This window comes from Alicyclobacillus sendaiensis NBRC 100866, from assembly GCF_001552675.1.
Taxonomy (GTDB): domain Bacteria; phylum Bacillota; class Bacilli; order Alicyclobacillales; family Alicyclobacillaceae; genus Alicyclobacillus; species Alicyclobacillus sendaiensis.
In genome coordinates, this window is the sequence record NZ_BCRQ01000114.1 from 1 (window position 1) to 2,444 (window position 2,444).

The window sequence follows — 2,444 nt, forward strand, 5'->3', positions numbered from 1 at the left end:
TGTTTTGCGCAAGTCAAAAGTGCAGAATAGCGACGCGGATTTGTGCATAGGCACAGTTCGTCGGAATCTTATGACGACATCGCTTCCGAAAGCGCATGTTGCAACCGGTAGCTCTCGCCTGTAAATGCCAGCACGTGTGCATGGTGCACGAGCCGGTCGACGAGCGCCGCAGTCAGTCGCTCTTCGCCAAAAATCGTGTTCCATTGTCCGAATTCCAGATTCGATGTCACGATGACGCTCCGCTGCTCATAGCAATCCGAAATGACGTGGAATAACAACTCTGCGCCGTCTTTGTGAAAAGGCACAAAACCCATTTCATCGAGAATAAGCATCTCTGCCTTCTTCAGTTCGCTCAGGAAGCGACGCAGCGTCCCCGCTTGGTATCGCTCCTGCAGCGTCGCCACGAGGTCGTGAACGCGGAAAAATCGTACTTCATGTCCCTTCGCGCATGCCTTCATCCCAAGGGCAATCGCCAAATGCGTCTTTCCCGTACCGACCGGCCCGAGCATGAGCACGTTCTCTCGGCGCTCGAGAAACCCGAGCTCTGTCAGGTGTTCTCGGCTGCAGTGCGGCGGAAACTTGATTTTGCTGAAATCGTAGCCCTCCAACTGCTTTGCCTGAGGGAACTGGGCTTTCTTCAGCAGCCGCCGAATCCGCGCGGCTTCCCGGCCCTTGAGTTCCGCTTCGAAGACACCCAGGAGAAACGTGGTGCGATCTTTAAACGGAATGGATTCATAGGCCTCCATCACATACCCTAAGTGCAGGCTTTTACAAGCTTGAGCGAGCGCTTCTTTCATCGCATCCTCATCTCCAGCAAGGCGTCGTATCGCCGAAGGTCAGGCCGATACCCGCAAACTTCCGTTGGCGTATGGGACTCGATCCAAGGTGCAGGTCGAAACTCGGGATGCTGCCTAGCATACAAAGCGTGTTCCAGCACCGCTTCGGGATGCGAATGGGTCTGAAGCGTCTCCAGCACTTCGCCGATGTCCGCCATGTCGTACCGCTCGAGCAAGCGGCGAATGAGTCCCACTCGCGCCTTTCGGAGGTCAGTCTCCGGCACTTGCACAAATGTGCGCACCGACGCGGGCAAATACTTCGCCAAGTCGGAGTACATCACAGCGCGCGGCTTCCGGCGATAGCCGTCGAACACCGCTTTCCAATCGATCTTAAACGATTTGTCCACGTACGGTCGCGGGAAGACCGCAAGCCTTTGATACGTCCCATCACTGGAAAGGACCTCGATTTCATCCCATTTGACCTTCAGCAAGACCGTCGCCAGTGCTTCGCACTGAGGCAGGGGATAGGTCGTGTTTTCGAATCGCAGCTCGCGGTACTTGTTCAGCCGGGAAGTCGTCAAACGGAAGACCTCGAATGGGACATCCGGCAACGCAAGCAGCTTCTTGCGCTCTTGTGCCCACAACTCGGCGATGAGTTCTCCCTTCGCGTAGTGTGGCCGCGCCATATCTTGGGTTTCCTTCTCGGCGAGATACGCTTCCAGCTCTGCGTCGGTTTCGCACACCGGTGGCGGCACGAGCCAATTGCGACGTGTATAGCCAACTTTGTTCTCCACATGCCCCTTCTCATGCCCTCGATGGGGATTGCAAAACAGGGCTTCGACGCGGTAATGAGCGACGAATCGCGCGAACAACTCTGTATAGATGCGTTGCCCGCCTGTCTCGATTTCGGCCACCGCTGCAGGGAGATTGTCAAACCAGATCCGCCTTGGCACACCACCAATGCGCTCAAACAGACGTTTCAGGGCTTCCAGAAAGCACTCCGTGTTTTCCGCCCGCACGGGAAATGCGAACGCTGCGTTGCTGAACGGGAACGACATCACGAGCACTTTCCGTTCGACGAGTTTCCCGCCCTGGCCGATGTAGGCCGTCTCAAAATCGACTTGCGCTTCTCCGCCGGGATGCTCGAGCCGTTCGTAGGCTTCCGCTGCCTCGGACTTTAGGGCTTCTCTTCGTTTTGAGACGTATCTCTCCACTGCACGACGACTGCCTGGGTATCCATATTCCGTTCGCAAGCGTTCAAAAATGCGCTTGGCCGTGTAACGTTGCTTGCGGGGAAGCGCTTGTTCCTCGAGCAGCCAGGTGTCGATGATTTCAAGGTACGGTCCCAGCACCGGGTGGCGCGTGCGGCGGGGACGAAGGCGTAGATTCCAGTCGTCCCGAGTCGCGTACTTTTTCGCCGTGCGCCAGTTGACACCCACAGACCGCGCAATTTCGGAGATCGAGTACTCCCCACTCTCGTAAAGAAACTTGATATACTGCTGCTGAGGCACTTTCAACATCCTCTCTCATCCCCCTTGAGGCGTCTTCGTCAACCCCAAGGGTAGAATTGGTAGAGTGGTGTTGCAAGTGCCTATCACATTTCCGCAGGCGCCGCCATGCTGTGTAGATTTGCGTGTCGGCGTTCTGCACTTTTATTTTGCGCTAAAC

At 56.2% G+C, this 2,444-nt stretch carries 2 protein-coding genes; both read right to left on the bottom strand.

The genetic code is table 11. The features are described 5' to 3' along the window. Positions 1-68: 68 nt before the first annotated feature. On the bottom strand, positions 69-797 hold the full coding sequence (gene istB, locus AS26_RS13405; protein WP_062310594.1) for an IS21-like element helper ATPase IstB: 729 nt from the start codon (positions 795-797) through the stop codon (positions 69-71). After that, entirely contained in the window at positions 794-2,296 is a 1,503-nt protein-coding gene (istA, locus tag AS26_RS13410) for an IS21 family transposase (protein WP_062310597.1), read from the bottom strand. The genes istB and istA overlap by 4 nt, the downstream gene beginning before the upstream one ends. Positions 2,297-2,444 lie beyond the last annotated feature (148 nt).

Bases quoted from the DNA above. Each gene is read 5' to 3' on its own strand.
- istB (WP_062310594.1), bottom strand. From the start codon at position 797: ATGAAAGAAGCGCTCGCTCAAGCTTGTAAAAGCCTGCACTTAGGGTAT.
- istA (WP_062310597.1), bottom strand. From the start codon at position 2,296: ATGTTGAAAGTGCCTCAGCAGCAGTATATCAAGTTTCTTTACGAGAGT.